Source organism: Streptomyces sp. NPDC044061, from assembly GCF_056434305.1.
In genome coordinates this window covers 1-21,829 of record NZ_JBWKFL010000043.1, presented here as the reverse complement: position 1 = coordinate 21,829, position 21,829 = coordinate 1, and the positions used below count along the sequence as shown (strand labels likewise).

Sequence of the window (21,829 nt, the reverse complement as noted above, 5' to 3'; positions counted from 1 at the left end):
GCTCTGGACATCACCGTGCAGCAGGCGACCCCACCAGCTGAAGACCCTGGCTGGACCGGAGAGCAGGAGCCGCCCTCCGCTTTCGCACCGCCCGCGCCGTGGTCCGCTGGCGACGACGTTCCCTCCGCGCTGGCCCCTTCGACCAGGTCGGGCCAACGGGCCGACCGCGCGCACACTCCGCTCACAGCAGACGGCACGCCGGGCACCACTGCTACGGGATGGGCTCTGGACGATGTGCCCTCGGCGCTGGGGACGACCGCCCTCTCTGCCCACGGCTGGAACGAGGCAGAGGTCCCCTCCGCCCTCGCGGACATGCCGACGCGGCCAGCTGGCGGAGGGGGCTGGACGACGGACGAGACCCCTTCCGCCTTTGCTGAACCGCGCTCCCAGCCCTGGGCACGTGACGACGCTCCCTCCGCCCTGGCCCCCGATGCCGGTGCCGTTCAGCCGGCCCCGTCCGGGCCACGTTTCGGCGCTGCGCCGGAACCACCGGTCGCGCGCGATACAGCTGGCCGACCGCCCGCGGCGTGGGACGCAGGTGACGTGCCCTCCGCTCTGGCCTCCGCACCCGGTTGGGGCAGCGAGGGAGACTTTCCCCGGGCGCTGCAGGCCGGGGACGAGGGCGAGGCGATCGCCTCCGCCAGGTGGGCATCCGACGACGAGGTCCCGCCTGCCCTGTCCGGCACCGAGCCATCCCGGGCGCCTGGGTGGGCAGGCCAGGCTGAGGTTCCCAACGCCTTCGCGGTGCCCGCCGCTTCGCAGACGGCACTCCAGCAGCAGGCAGGACCTGGAGATTCGACCCGGGATGTGGCCGCGCCCCCCACTCCGGAATCGTCACTCGCCGAGGGAACTGCGTGGACGGCCGATGATGTCCCTTCGGCACTTGCCACGCCCGCGCCAGGAACCGGATGGACGGCCTTCGATGAGGTTCCCTCCGCCCTTGACCCCAAGCCCGACGCCACCCCGGAGCACGGTGCCGAGGCCCGCAAGCTCCCCGCCGCAGACGGTGACAGCGACGGCCCAGGAAGACCGCAGCTCGCGGCCGCGGCACCGCCCACTGGCTGGGCCATGCAAGACACGCCGTCCGCCCTCGCCGCGCTCGACCCGGCGCCTGGATGGTCTGCCGCGGACGACGTTCCGCAGGCATTCGCGCCCGAGCGAGGGCGCCCCGGAGGCCCTGATCCTGCTACACCACCGGAGCAGCACACGCCCACCAACCTGGAAGGCACCGAGCAGACGAACGGCCACGCGTCCACGGCGACCACCCGCACCGCGGCGCGCGCTCCCCGAAGCAGCGCAGGCCAGGAGGCGGACGCCGACGCGCGCGGCGACCCAGACGCACCCGCACTCCACATCACAAACTCGGCTGCCAGCGACACCACCTCCCAGCGCCAGCACCACCCACAGCGAACGGTGCCGCCTGCTCCCACCGCCACTACGAGCCCCACCAACGTCGAGGAGTTGGCCAATCAGCCCGCCGCCGCGGCCCAACCGGAAACCGCCCAAGGTGGGGACACCGACTCGAACACCTCGCAGGACACGACCTCGGCCTACGAGAGGGGCAATGTCGTCACACCGAGCGGCACGGGACACGTCGCCGCGCAGAGCCCGGACGGCGTCGTAGTCGATGAGGGCGGGAAGCACGAGTTCTACCCAGCCGAGCAGGGCCGTACGGCCGAAGTACCAAGCATCGACGACGAGAGCGGTAAAGCGTCAAGCCACTTCGATGTATATCGAGCTGCCCTTGCGCAGGCCGAGGAGGAGCTGACCGAGTACTCCTTACGTGCCGAAACCGGGATGGACGAGGAAAATCACACGCGGCATTTGCGAGACATGTCTTTTGCCGAGGATGTGGTGCCCAAGCTCGGGTGGTCCCGGCCGCTGGTCGACGTGATGCGTCTGGCCCATGACGGGCGCCTACTGGTGGGCGCTGACGGCACCTACCGTCAGCCGGGCAGTGCCACTACGGTCGGTCGCCGAGTCAATAGGCAGCGCGTTGACCTCCTTTTGCACGCCGGGTTCCTGGCACTCACCGACGACAGGGCGGACGGCTCGGCCCTCGCGCCCACAGCACGGGGCAGGCAAGGGCTGTATCTGGCGGACCTGTACCCCGAAGGCGTGCACCCCGACGACGATGCCGCCTACGCGGCGCGTCTGAAAAGCGCGCGTCGAAAACGATCACGCAGCAGCGACGCGGCCAAGGCGATCGCGCGGCGTCTGCCCGCCATGGAGAAGTGGGACCTGAAGTGGTCGGATGACCGGCCCGTCCGGTTGTCGCAGAAAGAGCACGTGGCCGCTGCGTTCGCGATGGTCCTCACGGCTTTTGCCTCTGTGATGCACGTGGCGCGCCTGCGTGGCGTCCGAGCGGGACGCGACCGGCTGGAGGAGGTCCGCGAGATCCTGGGGCAGACGGTGACAGTCTTGGATCAGGGAGACTTCGTCCAGGCCAGCCGGGGCGTCTTCACTGCCCGTGCACAGGTCATCGCCTACCAGGAGTTCGTCGCGGACGACCCCCGATCGGCAGAGACTGCAGCGTGCGTCGAGCGACTGCGGGAGGCTGCCGACTTTTACCTGAAGCACTGGCCGGCGCGGGCAGCGGTGGACACGCGGCAGTCAACTCAGACCCGCCTCCCGACTCTGCATTCGCTCACCGCCGATGGGACACGCAGCGCCGGCGTCGCGCCCAGGGCACGCAACCAGGGCGGGCATCTCGCAGACGGCGAGGCCAGGCCAGGAAGCGCAACGGGGCAGACGCATGACACGGCGGGCCAGGGCATGACCGGTCCGTCGCCCGCCATGACGGCCACGATCAGCGAGAGTCCGCAGGCAGCACCGGGCGAGGCTGAGGGCAGCACCACGCCTGCCGACTTATGGGAGCAGTCGCTCCAGACCGACACGGGCGCACCCGTGAACGCTGCGCGGGATTCGAGTGCAGCCCCGGAGGTTGCTCCCGGCGCACGAGCGAGGTCGGACGAGTTGGCGCCGCGGGACCGTTCCCCCGTCACCGGCCAGGCGACTGGCGGCGCCGAGATTCCCATCCTGCGCGAGGGCTGGGCCCTCGCCCTCGCTGAAGGGCCCAAACCGCTCAACCCGGAGACATGGGCCAGCGCCTGGGCGCTCCGTGGTGTTCTGTCCGACAGTGCCCTGGTCGAGCTCATGGCGTCGGTGGACGACGATGACGTCTTCGCCCGCTGGAAGAACCAGCACATGCGCTACTACGGCGAAGGGACAGGCCACGTCAACAAGGGCCTCGCCCCCGGTGTCAGCGTCCGCCACAAGCACAGCGCCAAGCAGTTCGAAGCACAGATCGCCGACCAGACGGTCAAGGTGACCTGGGACCGCATCCGCCTCTGGCTGCGCGAAGCCACCACCCCCGAAGCACTCAGCCTGCTGCAGACCGCCGAAGAGGCGGGAGTCCGCCTGCGTGGCGGAAGCCACGGCGACTCTCTGCTCGCGGCCACCGGAGAACTAGACCTGGCCCGCGAGCTGCGCGCCCAGGTCAAGCGGCTGACAACGCAAGTTCTCGACCACGTCACGCAGTTCATGGCGACGATGCCCGTGCCCACCGCGCGCCGCGGCAAGCCCTCCCCCCGCGCGGGGGCACGCGCCTCCCTCTTCGACCTGGACGAAGCACCTATCTTCGACCTGCCCGGGGCGGATCAGGTCCGCGCCGACCTGGACCGTCTGATCGCCTACCTTCCCGACCCACGTACCGACAGGAATCCCGAGACCATCCCTCTGTCCGCACTCAGGGCAGGCATGGTGCTGGACCGGGGCCGTACGCCCGTCGTGATCACGGAGATCATCCGTCACCCCGGGCGTTGCGACATCGTCGGCGAATTCCGCGGTCCTATCCGGCCCGCTCGCATCAAGCACAGCGTCGAGCTGCCGCAACCGGACTCCGATCCGCTCATCACGCTCGCGCCCCTGCTCCCTTCCCTGTACGAGCTGACCGGCCGGCAGCCCGAGCCGGACGACGACGAGACACCGGGGCCCCTGGTCGAGGGCCATCCCGCGCTCAGGGCATCTGATGGCCCGCAGCAGCGCCCGCGTGCCGGCGCCGCGTCTCCGTCCCTCGCCCCACCAGTGCCGCGCATGCCGGCCCTGGTCTGGAATGAGCAGCGACGACGCGCGCACGGCCGGGCCCTCGCCGACCTCACCGGTGAACGCCCCCCGTTGTCCGCCAAGCGCCGAGAACTGGACCCCGACGACCCGTACGCCCAGCTCACAGACAACCTCGAACACCAACTGCAGCAGCTCGCCGACCACCCCGACGAGCACGCGGCGGTAGCGCAGGCCGCCCAGGAGATCCGTGACACGGTCACCGACCTCGCTGCACGGGCCCGCGCCTACAGCACTGAACGGCTGCGCACCGCAGAAGGCAATCCGGCCGAGCTGCTTCAGCTCACCCTGGAGCCTTCGCGAACCGCGCCGTTCGTCCGGGTCGCGATGAACGCCATCATGCGCACCATCAACACCGCCGAGGACGCGGTGACCAGCACCGACGCGAAGAAGCGCGTACGAACGGCGCTGTCCGCCATCGTCTGCACGTCCCCGCCGCGTGATCCGCAAGGGGACAGCGCACGAGACTTTCGCGATGCGCTGGTCGAATTCGAGTCGGTGGCCGCCGATGAAGAGAACACGGTCGCTGAACTGTTGGCCGCCCCCGCCGAATGGGCCCACTTCGCCGAGCTGGCCGCGCGCGTCGAGGCCGCCACCGCCACCCCGGACCCGAACCCACCCGCCCCACGGTTCGCCAACCTCGACGAACTCCGCGCCCACATGGCCGACCTGGCAGCGCGCCCGCCCAACAGCCAGAAGGACTCTGCCGGGCTCATCCGCTACGGGATGGGCGGCCGGACGAAGTACGCGGCCCAGCTGGCGACTGACCCCACTCTGGAACTCACCCCCAGCCGCCGACTGGCGATCCACGGCTCAGCGAGCGACGGATGGTACGTGATCACCCCGGGCTCGGCTGGCACGGTCGTGCCATGGAGTGTGAAGTCGCGTCGGCACGCACTGCGCTACGCAGCCCTGCTGGGACGCCTCACCGACGCCGAGGGCAACGCCTACCCCTGGGACGCCGACGACTTCCCCAGCCCCCGCGTGCCCTACGAACCGCAGGGCGGACATCTCCTCTACGACTACGTAGAGAGCAACCACTCTCACCTCACCTTCGGCTTCCACCACCGGCTAAAGCGACTGCGCGAGAACACGCGGGCGTACGGCTGGATGGAAGCATTGTCGCTGCGCAGGTTCTCGGACTTCGACTACATCCACCCTGCCGATCCGGCCAACCTTGTGCCCGGCGACGAGGTCATGTTCACCTTCGACCAGGAAGAGTTGGAGCACGCCTCCAGCCTGGCCGGCTACTTCCCTCCGCTTCAAGGCGGCACCCTCGCTCTCGGTACTGCCGTGGTTGGTGGAGACGGCGAGCTGATTCCGGGCTTCTGGTGGCCGGATCGCCACCCGGATCAGGCCCAACGCCTCACCAAGAACGTGATACTGCGTGACGGTGTGCGGCGCGCGCGGCCCGGCGAGTACTCGCTGCATGCCGGAATCGCGGCGCACCTACCCGACCTCACCGCCCAGCAGGCTGCTCAATCCGCGCCGAACACCGCCCCCTTATCCGAGGCACCAAGCGCCGAGACCGTCTCAGTCCCCGACACTCCGATAACCCTGGCGACCCCCACTCCCGCGCCTCGCGTAGAGGCTCTTGCCGCAGAGGGATGGTCCACCGAACCGCCCTCGGCACTTGAGGCAGCACCGCCGTCAGCGGCCAAGGGAAACGAGGTGCCCGCAGCCCTCACCAATTTGCCCGACCACAAGAACGAGCCGCATCCCGTGCCGGCCGCAAGGGCTCCCGCTCCGATCATGCAACTGTCACCTGGTGATGCTGCCCCCGAACCGAGGTCACCGGCCAAGGCGACTGAGCCGAGTACAGAGCCGGAGCTCGAGACACGGTGGCGCGAACGACTGGCCAACGACGCGGCATTCGGCAAGGCCGCCTTGGGGATCGACACGAGCGCGGGGGAGTCCTTCGAGGGGTACGCCGGCCGCTTCGACGGCGACTACGACATCACCCTGCCGAACGGCCGCTACTGCTACCGCACACCCGGATTCGACCGCAAGAAGTACAGCGTCCGGTTCATCACGGACCCCACACGTGCCTGGGAGTCCAAGCAGATCAAGGCCGTGAGCAGCCTGAGCGAGATCATGCCTGTGGTGCGCAAGCACGCCGCCAGGCACGCCGACCAGCGCGACCCGCGCACCGTCGAATTGAACGAGCACGAACAGCAAGCCTTGGAAGCCGTGGCCCGGGGAAGCATCTTCCGCTCCCTGGGCGACTGGTACCGCGTCGGCCCGAGCGATCGGGGCACTGAGGGCACCTTCGACTGGACCACGCGCGCGCTGTGGAGCCTGAGCGCACTGGGCCTCATCACCGTGCCGGCCGCTCAGCCCGAAGTCGGCCATCGCCAGCACGCCCGACTCACAGAGCTCGGTGAGCAACGACGGAGCGGGCTGACCGGCGAGCCACTCACTGACACGGTCCAGCCGGACGTCCAGGAACAGACCGCCCTGTTCGCCGAGCCGGCGTCCCCTACGACACCAGGACCTGACGCACAAGCCACCAAGACAGCGGAAGCCGCCCCCTCATCGGGCAAGACAGAAACGGCGCTGCCGCGGTACTCCAGGGAGCGCCACCAGGCCCTCGCCGACATCGCACGCGGCGCTATCAGCGTGGTCGACGGCGTGTTCATGCTGACCAACCCGCGGCGCCCCACCCGGCAGGCCCCCTCGCAAAAGCACCTCCGTACCGTCCTGGAGGAGGGGCTGGCCCACCACGCGGGCGGGACGGTCCACCTCTCCGACAGCGGCATCGTCTGGTTCGCTCGCCACGACCTCACACTGCCCGGCGTGCCGCGCGATGTTAAGGCCGTGGAACAAGCACCGCTCCCACCCATCGACTACACCCCCCTGGACGTTCTTCCCGCGCCCCAGGAGCAGCAGGACGGCCCCCGGCCGCCCGCTCCGGCGCCTTTGGCCGACAACTGGCACAGGGGAGCGAGCGAAGACGAGGAGGACATCCAGGCCGCCTTGGCCGTGGCGGCAGACGCGGCCGAACGCGCGGCGCAGTCCACGGCACGCGACGTCGCAGACCTGGCGGCAGGCCCCGACCACGGGCTGTGGACGCACCAGCATCCGCTGGCCCAGTTCGACGAGAATGCCGCCGCCGCGCTGGAAAGCGTCATCGACCCGCGCACCCGCGACTATGCGACCCGAGCCGTACACCACCTGCGCACTGCATTGGTGGAGGCAGGCCACAAGGCGACAGACCACTACGTGCAAAACGTCCGAAGTCCCGAGTGGCGCACCATTAAGGGAGTGCAGGCGGACGATGTCCACCGGGACCGCGTCCGCGGCATCGTCGTCAGCTACCTCATCGAGCTCCGCACACATGCCACGGAGCACGACCTCGACGCCGACACCATCATCCACGTCCTGGAAGACGCCGCCGGATGGACTGGCGACCTGCGCCCACTCGGGCGGAAGGCGGTCGCATACCCGCATCTGCCCGCGGCGGAGAGCGTCGCAGAAGCCACCCAGCACGTGGCCAACTCCCTGCGCGCCTACGCCCTGGGAGAGACCGACACCGTCGACACCCACGCCGAGCGGCGGACAACGTGGCGCCCGGTCGGACCCCGCCCTAGCCGTGCCACGCCGACGGTCACAGAAGAACCTCAGCAGAGGGCGGCAGGTCTGCTGGCCGAGGACGAGATGTCCGCAGCCCCAAAGGCAGCGATCGCCGCGGACAACACCACCACAGACGCGGAGCCCGAGGGCGAGGTCATCGAGGCCGAGACTGCAGCATCGCCTCGGCCAACGGCCAGCACCAACCCTCAGCCCGTCGCACGCCACGACCCGGTCCAAGGCCGAGCGGTACCGGACCGCGACAGCACCGACACCCGCGGGCTGAGACAGCCCACCGGACACCGCACAGCCCAGGGGCAGCCCCCTACCGCCTCCGCCCCATGGTCGGCCGCGCAGGTACAGGCCGACAACGATTCTGCGCCTGCGCAGGCAGACGGTCGCGACACCGACGCCGTACGCGTCAAACCCGCACCCGCCGGACAGGACGGAGGGGCCGGCACGGAGGCTGACCCCCCGGCAAACGAGACCGTCACCGACACGCCCGCCGACCGGCCAGGGCCCGCTGTCCCCGCCCCCGCAAAGAGCCCGCCGCCGCACCCACCGGCCGCCGTACGTGAGGAGGGCGCCATGGCCACCAGTACGCCGCCGAGCGCGGCCGCCGCCGAGGAACCCGTCACCTCTGGCCCGACTGGGTCGAAGGAGCAGACGGCCCCGCAACCCGCTACCGCCTACCCCGACGCGGCCGCCTATGCCGCTGGCCACGAGGCACTGCTGGCAGAACTTGACCAGCACCAACAGTGGCTCGCGCGCAGCCCGGCAGCAGCGGCAGCGGCAGCTTCGTTGGCCAACGACAACACTCTCGGCCCTTCTGGTCTGACCGCCCTGCTCGTCCTTCAGACCGCGCTCACCCGTGCTACGGAACAGGCCAACCAGCGCACCCCCCTCGCGCAGCGTCTCGGCCGCCACATCACGTGCACCCAACTGACCATGGCCAGGCTCGCCTTCGGCCAGGCCGCGCGTAGCACGCACAACCAACAGCTGCACCAACTGCGCCAGATGGCCTCCTACGGAAGGTTCATCACCTTCCGAGAGCAAACCGAGGCCGGCGAGATGGAGCTTGGCCAGTACCTCCAGCACCGCGCTCGACAGCTCACCCAACAACCCGTCCACGCAGAGGCCCTGGCCGAAGAGACACCCGCAATGGCAGAAGAGGCCACCGTGGAGGCGGACCCGGATGACGACATCCCACTGCCCGTATTCGAACTCCCCGGCGAAATCATCATGGACGCCGAAGAGGCCGCGCCCCGCCTGCTTGCCCAGGCACGGACCCACCTGGCCGGCGGCAATGCGGGCGTCGAGCTGCTCGCCCACATCCGCGGTCGCCCGATCTACGCGATGGTCCACCAGGCCGGGACCCCCGAAGCAGCGCTCATGCTCGGGCTCACCGAAGTGAACGAAGAGGGAAGCGCCCGAGCCGTCACCATCCGAGAAGAGGACCTCGCGGTGGTCGCCCCGGAGACGTTGCTGACAGCGGTCACCGCATGGGCGAACGCGATCGACTCCGGAGGCCGCCCCCTACTGGACTACGCCCCCACCGCACATGCCCAGGCGTCGCTGCCCAAGGCACCGGAGGCAGTTCCACTGATCGCAGCCCCCGCCCACGCTCGAGCCTTGGGTCAACCGGACGCGGCCCAGAACCATCAGGAAGCCGCCGAACTGCGTGAACCTCTCGCCCCGGAAATCAGTGTCGCGCCGGAAGCGGCAGCCGAGGCCGTCCCGGATGTGCCGGCGGCGACCCCGGAAGCGGAGAAGACCTCTTCGCCTCCGGCGTCCACCACCGAGGAAGCGCAACCGGCACCGTTGATCAACACCGGCGGCTCACTCTCTCAGCCCGCCGCCGCTGCCGGACCCGCACCAGAGCAGCAGCCGCAGGACGGGGCTCGGCAGGCAGTGACCACTCCCGCGCCCCCCGCCGAACGGTCCGCGCCCACCGGCGCCGAGCACGTCGCCCAACTCACCACTCTGGCCCGCGCCGCCCTGACCAACCTGGGCGTACCTGCGGAGGTGACGGGCGTCCTCACCGCCCCCCGTACTGTGGTGCTCACCCTGGAGACGAGCGGCAACGCCGAGCGCGACCGCGAGATCTCGAACAACCTCCGCACGGCCCTCACCCGAACGATCCGACAGCACCAGGACCAAGGCCTGGCTGCCTACCGTGTCGACATCGAGCACACCGCCCAGGCAGGCCAGGGCTCCCTCACGGCGGACGCCCCCGCGCCGCAGGAGTCCACAGTGCCGCGCGAGCGACTGATCGCCGCCAACAACGCGGCCGCAACGATTCTGGCCGAACGCCTGCGCAACGACCCGAATGCCGCTCTGGCCCGCACCTACCTGACCGAGGAGCGGCACCTCCCCCTCGAGATACAGCAGGAGTGGGGCCTGGGCTACGCGCCCTCCGACCGTGACGCCGGCCGCTTTGACGTTCTAGTCCGTGAGCTCACGGCCCAGGGCTTCACCGAGGACGAACTCCTGCAGACGGGTCTCGCCATGCGGAGCAGGCGCGGCAGGCTCATCGACTACCTCGACGACCGCATCACCTTCCCGGTCCACGACGACCACGGAGACATCGTCGGCTTCAGCGGGCGGCGCATCGACCGGCCAGGCGAAACCCAGGAGGAAGCCAAGAAGCGCCAGAGCCAGAAGTACTTCAACACCTCCAACGACGCGGTCCTGTTCACCAAGGGCGACCTGGTCTTCGGGCTCCATCACCCCGCTCAGGCGCAAGCCCTGGCCGGGAGCCGTGGCCCGCGGGTCAGCGTCGAGGGCTATCTCGATGTGATCGCCATTGCGCGCGCGGCCGCCACGCTGCCGCTCGAGCAGCGGCCTGTGGTCGGCGCTCCGATGGGCACGGCGTTCACCGAGCGCCAGCTCACGGTCCTGCGGGGACTCGACACCAACACCCCGCGACCTCACATTGCTTTCCTGGACGCGGACGACAGTGGCCGCCAGGTGCTGCTTAACAAGGCAGACCTACTGGTGAATGCCAGCGGCCCGACGGCGGTGACCACCGCCGCAGGCGCCAAGGACGCGGCGAAGCTCTGGGAAGAGGGCATCAAGACCGACGGTGACGGTGCCACGCCCGTGCTGCGCACCCTGGAACAAAGCCAGCCGCTCCTGGACGCCATCGTCGAGGCGGTCCTGATCAGGGCCGCAAATGAGACTGAACGCGGCAACCACGCCATCGACTCCACCCCATCCTTCCACCTCCGCACTGAGGACATCGCCGCTAAGGCGGCCTACTACATCCATCAGACGGTCCAAGCCAACTCCATGCAGCAGGGGGGCCAAGCGGCTCCATCCGGTGCCAGGATTGCGCTGGAGGTGGCCGCCCTCACTTGGGCGAAGCGTCTGCACCAGGAGTGGAGTATCCCCGGATACATGACCGCCACAGCGGTACTACTCGGACCCGGAAGTCACAGTGCCGACTACCAACACCAGGTGTACGAGCAGGCCCTGGACCTGCTCGCCGCCGATCCAGATGGATACTTCGCCGACGACTCCCGCGTCCGCAGCCGCCAGTCCGCCGCCGTCGCCGCCGAGGCACCTCCCGTGACCTCGCCGGCATCCCCCACCGGAACAGGCCCCAAGGCCGCCCGGCCCGGGCAGTGGCCCGCCGGGGGACGCGCGAGTGGCCCCGTGACCCCCACCAGCGCGGCCGCCGCACCGGCCCCCGCCCGCGGGGAGTTCGCGCTGAGCATGGTTCTGCCCTCACCCGTCGACGGAGAGCCGGTCGAGCACACGGACCGCACCACCGCGGCGTACGCCCTGCACACCGCCGTCCACGAACGCCTGGGCCAGCACACCGCCGAGACCCCGGACCCCGACCGGCTGCCCCAACCCCTGAAACTGGGCACCATCCACGGCGTCGACCTCAGCACGTCCGGAGACGACCAAACCGGCGACGACCCCACCGTCGTGGTGTGGCTTGGCCCTTCGCGATCCGACTCGCTGCGCCTGTCCTACAGCCGCATCGTCGAGATGACCGGCCCCGAACTGCTCGCCGCGGTCGAGTGGCGCGCCGCCCAGGCCGCAGGACTGCTCGGCACCCCTGTGAGCCAAACCTGGCGGGATGCGGTGCGCAACATCCTCCCCCCACAGTTCCCCGCCCGCCCAACCCCCGCCCAGCTCGCCGACCTCCTCGACACGATCGCCCAAGGCCCCGACGGCAACGACGAACGGACCCGGCACCGCGCCGAACAGGCCGTCGCCCTGTACACCGCCGGACATCCCGACCTCGCCCTCAACCACCTCGCGGCCAACGACCACATCTGGGTCCTGCGCAACGACGGCTCCTGGATCCAGGAAGAGGCCATCGGCACCGAGCTGAGCTGGGAGGAACTCGACAACGGATTCAGCCAGGAGGCAGCCGAGCTCCACAACATCACCGCGGCCGCCGCCGAGCTCCCAGTCGGCGATCCAGCGCCGATGCCCGCCGACCTCACCGTCGCCCACCACAATGCACACGAAGCCCTCGCCGTGCTCCGCCCGTACTCCATCGGCCTGCCCAACACCCTCTACGAGAAGATCACCGACCTCGTCGCCCAGATGGACGCGGGCGAGCCTGCCCTGCGCCGACTGCACGGTCCGAACGGCGAGCAGCTGATGAACCGGGCCAAGCGCTGCTTCGTCCGCGTCCTCGAAGGGCTCGCGACCGTCGCCTCCAAGATCCGGCTCACCGGCCTGAGCAGCCGCCTGGAACGCACCGTCGCCCGCCTGCGCGGGCAGGACCCCGACACCGCGCCCGCCCCTCGCGCGGTACGCACCGACCGGCGCATGCAGGACCTCGCCCATATCGAGCGTGACCTCGAGCGCCGCATGGCCGCTCCCCCCACCACGCTCGCCGAGCGCGGCGAACTCCAAGAACAGTGGATCATCAACCGGGCGCGTCAGCGTGCCCGCTACGAACAACTCAGCGGACAGCCGCCAGGCGCGGACTTCCTGCCTGACAACGGCCTCGTCGCCGGCGCACCACCCATTCCCAACCTGATCGACGCCCACGAGCTTCTGCTGGACCGGCTGGACAGGCGAGTCGCCGAACTGCGGGACACCGACCCACACACCGGAGAGGAGTCCAACCCCTACGACCCCACCGCCGACCTTCTCACCGGCGTCGCCTGGGCCTACCAGCAGCGCCTGATCGGGACCGTCCCCATCGGTCCGGACCCGCAAGGGTCCATCCCTCCGGTCCAGTTGCGCCAGGCCGCGCTCACGGTCACCTCCCACCGGAACGCCTCCCCACTGACCTTGAGGCGCGCCATGGGCGTCACCGCCGAGCGCGCCGACCGTCTCCTGTACCGGTTGGAGGAACAGCAGATCCTCGGTCCCTACCGGCCCGATGCACCGCGGACCGTCCTGGCACGGCCCACCGACATCGACGCTCTGCTCGCTCGGCCCGCAAGCCCACCCGCCCGGCGTACGCCGCCTGCCGCACCGCCGCCTGCGCAAACTGTCAGGAAGGGTCCCGCGCGCGACGCGGCGGACTCCGAGGGGGCGGACCCCGGCGAACTCGACCCTGCTCGGATCGAGGAGGCGGTCAGCAAGATCTTCGCCGCCCGGGAGAAACGCAGCAAGCCCCAGGGCCTGGCCGAACCGGGCAATCGCGCGCCCGTCGGCCGCGCCCGCAGGACCGTGCATAAGGAAGCGGAGACCAACGCCCTCGCCGCCGGTCAGTCCACCTCACTCGCCCCCAGCCAGTCCTGACGCCGGAGACGCGATGACGACGCCCACCCCGACCGCACCCACCCCAACCGCCCCAGAGCAGACCGTCGGCACCGACGCAGACGAGGTGCAGGCCATGCTCGAACGCCGCGCCCGGCTGGAGAACCTCCAACAGGGCATGCGACGCGCCCGTGCCCTCGACGACCCGAATGCCCTTCCGCCCGCAGGCCCCCGTGACCTCAGAGGCCTGGATGCGGTGATGGACCGCGCGTACGAAAATCAGGCCTACTACTACAGCCACACCGGGTGGGTTGCCCTCACCCAAATCCACCGCCAAGTGAGCGGACTTCTGGAGAGCTTGGCTCCCCAGATCGAGCGCACACCCCAAGTGGCAATCCAGGCGGCACGCATCACCACCCTGGCCGCCAGCGTGATCGCCCGGTACGCCGCGCAGGTCCGCAGCCACCTTGACACCTGGAATCAGGGAGACAGCCCCGGCGGACGAGCCATGCGCACCCTCGTTCAGGCCGCCGAACTGCACGCCGCCCAAGCTGCCGGCCTGGACAGCGCGCAAGAACTGGACACCCCCCGACGCCTGATGGCGCACATCCGCCAACTGGACAAGGCAATCCAACAGACTGGGCCCGCCCCCGGTCCCATGGACGGCTCGGCGCTGGACGACCCGGACGATCCGGAGCTGGACAGCGCCCTGTCCACAAGCGCGGCCGCCGACCCGGAACTGGCCGAAGCCTCCCAGCTGATGACCTCCCTGAGTGAGCTGGCCGGCCGCGCCCGCCGCGCAGGACACCGCCTCACCCTCGACGTGCGCCTGCACGGCATGGTGGAGACCGCCCAGCTCCGCGGCTTCGAAATGATCTCGAAAATCGGGCGGGCCGTCATGCGCCGCTACGACAACCAGGACCAGGGCACCTCAGGGCGCCGCAACATCGCCGCAATGATCTACCACTACGCCGAGCAGCGCCTCGAACGCATGCGAGGCACCCTCAGCGCGGGCGAACGGCGCGACTTCGGCCACTACGAAACCGACCCTCCCGAGCGGTACATGGACACGCTCTACGAGGAATCCCGCACCGTCCGCGCAGAGCTGAGTTCGAAGAACCTGCGGCCGCACGACCGTCCGGAGCTGCAGATCCGCTACCTCCTCGCCCAGAGGGACATCGCCGCCGCCGGAGCCGACGGGGACCAGGAATGGGGCACTCAGGCAGTCTTCCCTCCCAGCGATCTCGTGGCCGGCTTGCAAACCGACAACCCGGTGGAAACCCGCCTCGCTCTCATCACGGCGCTGCACCGCCGGGTGGAGAACAACCCCTTCCACCGAGACGCCCCGTTCCTCAACAAGGTCAAGGACCGCTTCGCTCAGGAGATTGCGGGACCGCCAGAGCTGACCGCCGACGCCTTGCAGGCGGACCTCAACGCCGACCAGATCCGGTCAGTGGCCCAGCATCTCCTCACCCACGGCGCAGACGAAACGGCCACCTCACCGCTCGCGCTGAGCGAGACCGCCGAGCTGAACCTCACCCATGCCCAGGCGGAGCGGGCCCTAGCCGTGCTCCAGACGCTCAGCCTGGTGGGACCGCCCAACGGCCTCAAGCCTCGCGGAACCCTCACCGTCTCCCGCAACCAGCTGCCCCGCCAGCTGCAGTTGCTTGAACATGGGCTCCCGAACCTGCTCGAAACGCAGAACGGCGCCGCAGCGGTGGCGGCATCCTCGGCTCCGGCGGCCCCGACCGCGCTCGCGCAGTCGGGCTCCGCCCTCACGGCGGCGGAGCCCGATCAGACGCAGGCACCGGCCGCGCCTTTGCCGACCGCCCCCACCGAGCCAGCCCCGGCGACCACAGCGCCTCAGCTGCCCCGCCGGGACCGGTCGGCCGAGCACCCTCACCCGGGCAGCCTCGGCACCCGGCCCGCCCCCGCCGCGAAAGCATCGGGCGACGACCAGGAGCTCGCCCAGCTGCTGGACGGCATGGAAGAGCGGGTAAGGGAAGTGAGCGAGAAGCTGAAAGCCGGGACGCAAGCCCGGGCCGCCGCCCATCCGGCACCCGCCGAAGTCGCCGCCGCAAAGACGACCACCATGGATGAAGCACAGCGAAACGCCCACCAAACCCAGCAGACCATCGGTGTTGGCGTGCGCTGACGATCGAACCGAGCAGAACACCACAGGAGGGACGCGTCGAGTGGAAGACCAACGGCTCGAGGAGTACCGGCGGCAGGCCAGGCTGCGCGAGCAGGAGGAAGAACGCCACAGGAGGAAGGCCGCTGCGGACCTTCGGCTGCAGCAGGAACAACAAGCCCAGGACGAGGCGTACCTGACCGAGGAGCCTCCCGCGGAGGAGCAGCGCTACGCGCAGCTGCCCCGGCAGTCCTACACCGGCATTCGCTGACCGGGAGCGGGGCTCTGTCCGCACCGTACGGCAGGGCTCGGCCACCCCGATCCGTGCGCCGCCTCTAGGCGCGGCTCCGTGCCAAAACCCTCCGGACGATGTTCTCGTAGGCATCCGGCGGTCCACTCATGAAGTAGGTAGACGGGCACGCGCTGTGGATGAGCTCAACCTTCTGCACTGCGGTCTGCCACCGGCTCAGCAGTGCCTCCGTGGTCATCGGAACCTCAGCTGGTGGCAGAGGTCTGGCCAGGCATGGCGCGTTCTGTCGGCCTCAGCGGTCAATGGGTGAAGGCGTCGCGGGTGGCCGGTCCTCGGCATCGGAGCTTGCCGGGGGGCTTCATCCGTCGTGCGGCCGGGCGTTCACAGGCCCGCGCTGAGTCAAAGACACTAGCCTCGCCGCCACGAGGGGGGCCAGACGTGCTCCAGGTGGAGCCAAAACTCAGCTCCGAAATGACTCATCATCCCCGATGACGGGATCTTCATCAGTGCGGTGGCTGGACGTGCTTACTCAACAACCTCGATGCGGCAATGTCACTGCGGAGAGGCGAGCTCACAATAGGTGCGCAGCGTGTGCAGCGCGCTCCTGACGGAGAGTTTGGCCGTCGCCTCCATGCGGCGTAGCTCCGCGACCGACTTGGCGAGGTCTCCGGTAGCTGTGCCTAGAGGCGGGGGTACGAGCCGACTGGCCAGCTCAGAGATGCCGGACTCGGCCATGGCACGTGCTGCCGCGTGAAATCGCAGGTCGGCGTGCTCGCGGTTGAGGATCCTCAACGTGTTCATGAGGCTCATGTACGCCGCGCGCTCCTTGATCGTGCTCCCAGAGACGGAAGGGGCGGGGAGCCGGTACAGGGAGGCAGTGACCCCACAGGCGCGCAGCGTCTCCGCAAGGGAGCCACTCAGGCCGGTGATGGCCGATTCGAGTTCCAGGAGGCCGGACGCCTCGGTCAGGCGGGCAGCCATCTCGGTCACCGAGCCATTGGTGGCTAGTGCGACCCGCAGACCGTAGAGCCCGAGGAGGTCGAGTAGTTCTTCCCGCTCGCGGGCGGTGATCGGAGTGGTGTCCCACGATTTGAATGCCGTCAGGTCCGCCAGCGCCCGCTCGACCTCTTCGTCCGGGCAGTCGCGTAGCCCGGCGATCAACCGGGAGTGCCTGGCAGTGATGATCGCTCCGGCCTGGGCCAGTTTGGCCGCTACCGGAAGAAGCGTGACTATGCCCGCAGGCCGACAGATCTCCTCCAGCAGGCGTTCGACTGAGCGCCGGGCGGTCAGCCACGGGTTCACGGGGGATCGCGCATCGATCCTACTGAGGACCCCGATCAGGTTGGCAGGGGAAAACGCCTTCGTGTCGAGCAGATTCAGGATCTGGAGATCGCTCCGGTCCGGGTCCCGCATGACATGGATGAGCGCGTCGGCACCATCGATCGCCGCGCGTGCCGCTCTGTCGAGGCGAGAGATTGAGTTGGTGCCGGGTAGGTCGCGGACTGTATAGGCGGTGTCCAGCCTCTTGTTCGGTGTCTCGAGGCGCAGTTCCGTGATCTCTTCGGGTGAACGCCCACGGAGGTCGAGATGATCGGGGATGCGCCCGCCCGGACCACTTGGATGGGTGAAGATCGTGCCATCGGCGCATACGACGGTGAGACGGCTCCTCGCCTTGAACGTAAAGGAAGCCGGGATTCGGGTCGTCTCCGTGGCTCCGGTCGGGGCGAGTTCCTGTTGGAAGAGCGCGTTGATCAGGGTTGATTTCCCTGCGTTGAGCTGCCCCGAGATCGCGACCCGCAGCTGAGGGTCATGCAGTCTGTCAAGGTGGTGCTCGGCTGCAGCTCTGAGCGGTCCGGCGGCCGGAGCCTCCTCCATCAGACAGCAGAGCGCCACGTCCAAGGCGTCGATCAGCTTGCTCATGCCGACGCCGCCGAGCAGACCGCCTCTCGCAGTTCAGTGATCATCTGAATCCGTTCGCGGATCTGCGCCATCGCCTTGGTCCGCTGCTCCACGGCGGCCTTGCCGCGCATCCTCATCATCTCCAGTTCTCGCTCCGCGACCTGCTTCTCCCGCTGGAGGACATCCCTGACGGCATCGGTCAGTGCTGCGGCCACCTCGCCGCCATAGCGGTTGACCGCCGAGCGGGCTTCGGGGGTGACGACGGCCGCTCGCTGGTTGAGGTACCACATGACGTCGGAGCGGGTGTTGATATGGGCCTGCCGGACCCACCTTCGGTAGAGCACAGCGGCGCCCAGCCCGACACCGACGAAGGCGCTGGCACCAGCGGACAGTTTGAGGGTGGTCCGCGCCACCCGGTAGAACCACTGGGCGGTCCCGATCGGGTACCACTCGACCACGGCCAAGACGCTGGCGTGATCCCGCTTGGTCAGGATCAGGTCGCCCGGCTCGAAGACCGAGGCAGGCAGGGAGAGGGCCGTACCGGCGTCGAGGCGGGTGACTCCGGTCTCCGCCGCGATCTCCCTAAGGGCCTCGGCCGTCTCCGCGGCGGCTGCGGCGGTCAGCCGCGCCTCGATGGCGACGACGGCCCCCTCGATCTCCTCGCAGACGTCCGTGGGGTTCGGCGGTGGACTGAGGTTGACACGCTGGTGAGTCAGGCGCTCGATGTGCTGCCAGGATTCGGCGAGCGTCCGGTGGAGACCTGTCGTGATCTGCTCCGCGAGCCGGGCACGGAGCCACGGCAGCCGACCAATGATCTGGTCGAGTTCGGTGACGCGCTGTTCGCGTGCGGTCAGATCGTCCGTGGTCAGTGCCGGTCTGGCGGCCCGCGCTGCCGAGTCGAGGCGAGCCAGCAGGTCGTCGCAGACGGAGGCGGTCAGGGCTAGGAGATTGCGCCTGCGCACGACGTCGGCGTGCCCGGCGAGTTCGATCAGGTTCGCTCGCAGGCCGTTGAGGTCTTCGATGTCTTCCTGGCCGGGCCGGCTTAGGTACCAGGGCGCCTCGGCGAGCGTTGGAAGTTCCTCCCGGAGGATCTGACGGCTCGCCTCGAGCGTCGTGCGCCACGACGGGTTGACGTCCGCGCGTGTCATGACGAAGACCACATGGATGAGGTGCGGTGTGGAGTCGCGCAGGAACTCCACGTCGCTGCGGCGCAGTTCGCTGTCGGCGTCGACCACGACGACGACCACGTCGGATTGAGCCATTAGCGCTTTGGTGATCTCCGTATGGCCAGGGAGTTCTCCGTTGTAGCCAAGCGTGTCGACGACGACGGTGCCCTGGGGAAGCGGTGAGGAGCCCAGCGGAATCTCCAGGGCACTGGCGTCCGGACCCGTGGCCTCCCTCCTCGCCGCGTATCGGTAGGCTTCCGCGACGGGCATCTTCAGGACATTGCCGTCGACGAGATGGACGATAGCGTCTACCTCCCCGTCGAGGGCCGGCCGCAGGACGCTGTAGGCCGAGGTCGACTCAAGATCGTCGACTGGAAGATCGGCACCGGTCAGCTCGTTGACGGTGCTGGTCTTGCCTTTGTTGCGCTCGCCGACGACTGTCACGGTGAGGCCCGGCTCGGCGATCCGCCCCACGGACGCCTCGATGGCGGCCCGGTAGTGCCTGCTGATCTCGGTATGTAGGACTCCGTCGGCCGCAGCGGCCGCGCGGTGGGCGAATTCGATTTCCATCTCACCGGTTGTCATGGAGGTTCTCCTTCCGTGAGTCGACACGGGGTTCTCGTGAGCCGGGTCTGATCAGGTCGAGCAGGTCTTCACCAATGTCGTGCAGGCCTTCGACCACTCGGCTCAGCAGGCCGGGTTCGCGCACCACGCGCACCCGGCGGTATCCGGAGGCCGAGACAAGAGCCGCATCCTCCTTCGTTTCCATCTCGGTCGGTCGGGGTGGGATGACGGCCTGTGGCGCCGAGATTCCTCGGACACCGACGTGGGTGACTCCCTCCAGCCACTCGAGGCTGGTGCGCCGCACATAGGGTTCATCCCAGTCGCCCGCGAGTGCGCAGGGCTCGGTTCCCGCCGCGAGTGCCGCCCATACTTCGCCCGCCGTGCTGCCGGAAGGAAGCAGGTGAACCCCTTCGCCGTTCGGAAACGGGCCCGGAGTTGGCAAGGCACCAGGCCAAGGAGCCTCTACTGGTTCGGTGGTCCGCGGAGTCGGCCTGCGATCCTCGCGCAGCCAGTCTGGGCCGATCCACTGCTCGTACGGTACGGCGGCCCACGATGTGAAGCCGTCACGAAAGGTCTCCAGTGACGGAAGCTCGTCCGCCCGCGGGTCGCGGGCGAGCCAGCCGACGAACACGTAGAGACGGCGCGGGTGCGGCCTTGTGTTGTCCTCGCAGTAGCGGTCGTTGAGGGCTGCGGCGGAGCATGCCCCGCCGATCAGGACGCGGCCGTCGTTCCTGGCGAACAGATAGCGAGTCTCCTGCTGCAGCGCCCAACCGGTGTCGACCACGCTGTGGACGGATCGTTCGACCCACGGAGTCGCAAATCCGGTCTCCGGGGGCTCGGCGTGCCGCCAGAAGTCAACCTTGTGCGTACGTGCGTACACCAGGGGCCACCAGGGAGTCGTCTCGGTCACTCTGCCGCCTTCGCAAGGCTGATCTTCTTCCCGCCGTGGAGGAACGTGTTCTCAGCGAGGATCTCCTCGATTTTCTGTGCGAGGGTGAGCTCCTCGGCGAGCCTCTCGGAGTCCTTCAGGTTGTCCGAGGCGAGCCCTTGCTGCAGCCGTTCGTTGGCTCGGATCCGCCCGCCGCGTAGGAAGGAGAAGCCCGAGCGCTGCCGTGCTAGTTCCAGATCGGTGGCCGAGATCCGTGCCTCCCGGGCACGCATGGCCCCGCGGAGCTCGCCCCGGTTCTCGGTAATCCGGTGGTGGAGCGCGAAGAGCGCGAGGTGGTGGACTCGACGCAAGCTGGTGAAGTCCACGTGCACGCCGCCGAACTCGCTCTCGTCGAAATCGCCGACCGAGACAGGGCAGAACATGGTCGTCAGGCCGGGGTACCCGAGGACCGGGAACTCTTTGATGAGGTGCTCGGCGTTCGCGGCGATGACCGCCTGTTCATCGTCCACGCCGGTAATCTTCGCGATGACGTCGCACTTGGTGATGATGACCGCGATCGAAGGAACTCGCCGGTTCTCAACGCTCCGTGCTTCGCAGGCATCCTGGAGCAGGCTCGTGAGATGCATGAGGCCCATCGGGTCGTTGGCCGGGCTGATGGGGTGACGGTCCATCGTCCAGCTCGCGAACTCGCGGCCGTCAAGGACCAGAGAGACCAGATCGGTGTCGTTGAGCTGCTCGTGCAAGGCCTGGACGTCGGAACCAGAGGTGCTGGTGCCCTCAATGACGTCGCCCCGGTAGTCGGTCAGGTCCAGCTCCACCCACGGGTCGAAGTAGCGGCGCAGGAGCTGGGGATGCCTGATCGGGGCGCTCTCAGTGGGGCCAGGGGCGGTTCCGGTCTCTTCCAGGGCTTTCCACGCATCGAAGATGCGGTGCCCCATCACCTCGTCCAGGTGCTTCAGAGTGAAGCCGTCAACACCCATCCGCATCCGCATGTACATCGCGTAGATTGAGAGGGTCTTGCCCGATCCCGCGCGACCCATCTGTGTGATGACGATTTTGGGCAGGCTCATGATCTTCCTAGAAGGTCTCGAATTTCGGCAGAAGCAGGCGGAGTTCCACGGCGTGCCGCTTCGCGGTGAGAAGGCTCTGCCGCAGCCGGGCGGCCTGCGCGTGGTGTTCCGCAGAGATCTGGGTCCAGGTGGGAATCCCCATGAACTCCCGGTAGAAACGGCTGAGGAACCACTCGCGGGAAGCTGCGTCCCGTGCCTTGCCCAACGCTGCGAATTCGTCGGTCGCGAGCCTGCCGGCGACAGTGTCCAGTCCGCGCGCGAGGATCCAGATCAGCGGAGCCAGCACATTGACGTCACGACGACCGCAGGACACGGGGATCACTGCGCCAGGGACCATTGACGAGCCGGCCAGCGCTCCGAGCAGCCCGGCAAACGGCGCCTTTACCCTCTCCAAGACCCAAGACCGGGAAGTTAAGGATCTTGTGGTCGGTGTCGAGGTCCGTCGCGGTCAGCAGGCGAGGGCGTAGGTGGCGGGTCCGGTCTTGCGGA

Annotated in this window: 8 protein-coding genes; 3 read left to right on the top strand and 5 right to left on the bottom strand. The window is 68.8% G+C overall.

Going from position 1 to position 21,829, the window contains the following annotated elements; all coding sequences use genetic code 11:
- Positions 1 to 1,461 precede the first annotated feature (1,461 nt).
- The 3 genes from AC07CM_RS41240 to AC07CM_RS41230 are packed head-to-tail and all read left to right on the top strand — an operon-like array spanning position 1,462 to position 15,773.
- The gene (locus AC07CM_RS41240) at positions 1,462 to 13,413 is read left to right on the top strand and encodes a toprim domain-containing protein (RefSeq protein ID WP_478881675.1); all 11,952 of its coding nucleotides are present in this window, start codon (positions 1,462 to 1,464) and stop codon (positions 13,411 to 13,413) included.
- A gap of 13 nt (positions 13,414 to 13,426) precedes the next feature.
- Entirely contained in the window at positions 13,427 to 15,526 is a 2,100-nt protein-coding gene (locus tag AC07CM_RS41235; RefSeq protein ID WP_478881674.1) for a hypothetical protein, read from the top strand.
- A 40-nt stretch (positions 15,527 to 15,566) separates the two neighbouring features.
- On the top strand, positions 15,567 to 15,773 hold the full coding sequence (locus tag AC07CM_RS41230) for a hypothetical protein (protein WP_478881673.1): 207 nt from the start codon (positions 15,567 to 15,569) through the stop codon (positions 15,771 to 15,773).
- Positions 15,774 to 16,304: 531 nt separating this feature from the next.
- On the opposite strand, the gene AC07CM_RS41225 is transcribed toward AC07CM_RS41230, so the two are convergent.
- The 5 genes from AC07CM_RS41225 to AC07CM_RS41205 form a co-directional block, all read right to left on the bottom strand.
- The gene (locus AC07CM_RS41225) at positions 16,305 to 17,672 is read right to left on the bottom strand and encodes a dynamin family protein (protein WP_478881672.1); all 1,368 of its coding nucleotides are present in this window, start codon (positions 17,670 to 17,672) and stop codon (positions 16,305 to 16,307) included.
- The gene (locus tag AC07CM_RS41220; protein WP_478881671.1) at positions 17,669 to 19,402 is read right to left on the bottom strand and encodes a dynamin family protein; all 1,734 of its coding nucleotides are present in this window, start codon (positions 19,400 to 19,402) and stop codon (positions 17,669 to 17,671) included. The genes AC07CM_RS41225 and AC07CM_RS41220 overlap by 4 nt, the downstream gene beginning before the upstream one ends.
- A complete protein-coding gene (locus AC07CM_RS41215) occupies positions 19,389 to 20,165 on the bottom strand; it encodes a hypothetical protein (RefSeq protein ID WP_478881670.1) in 777 nt (258 codons plus the stop codon). Before AC07CM_RS41215 ends, AC07CM_RS41220 begins: the two co-directional genes overlap by 14 nt.
- Positions 20,166 to 20,287: 122 nt before the next feature.
- On the bottom strand, positions 20,288 to 21,340 hold the full coding sequence (locus AC07CM_RS41210; RefSeq protein WP_478881669.1) for a hypothetical protein: 1,053 nt from the start codon (positions 21,338 to 21,340) through the stop codon (positions 20,288 to 20,290).
- Between the two features lie 7 nt (positions 21,341 to 21,347).
- Positions 21,348 to 21,734: a hypothetical protein gene (locus AC07CM_RS41205; RefSeq protein WP_478881668.1), complete on the bottom strand. Its 387-nt coding sequence runs from the start codon at positions 21,732 to 21,734 to the stop codon at positions 21,348 to 21,350.
- Positions 21,735 to 21,829 lie beyond the last annotated feature (95 nt).